The 345-nt window shown below is 56.5% G+C and carries 1 pseudogene; it reads left to right on the top strand.

Annotated elements, in window-relative coordinates:
* Positions 1-345, top strand: a pseudogene (locus FDX22_RS12320) (D-serine transporter DsdX); the annotation flags it as partial.

The following is a 345-nucleotide window of genomic DNA, read 5'->3' as shown; positions in this document are numbered from 1 at the left end:
GCTGATGGCAGTACACTGCGTCGTACCTCCGCATCCAGCCGCTCTGTTCGTGGCGAACAAGCTGGGCGCAGACATTGGCACCGTGATTGTCTACGGCTTACTGGTGGGTTTAATGGCTTCGCTTGTCGGCGGACCGTTGTACCTGAAATTCCTCGGTAACCGTCTGCCATTTAAACCAGTCCCGGCTGAGTTTTCCGACCTGAAAGTGCGCGACGAAAGTACGCTGCCGTCGCTGGGTGCCACGCTGTTTACCGTGCTGCTGCCAATTGGCCTGATGCTGGTCAAAACCGTCGCGGAACTGAACATGGCGAAAGGCGGTACGCTGTATACGCTGCTGGAGTTTAT

Origin of the sequence: Citrobacter sp. TBCS-14 (assembly GCF_005280805.1) — a bacterium.
Taxonomy (GTDB): Bacteria; Pseudomonadota; Gammaproteobacteria; order Enterobacterales; family Enterobacteriaceae; genus Citrobacter; species Citrobacter gillenii.
This window is presented reverse-complemented; position numbering and strand designations above follow the sequence as displayed.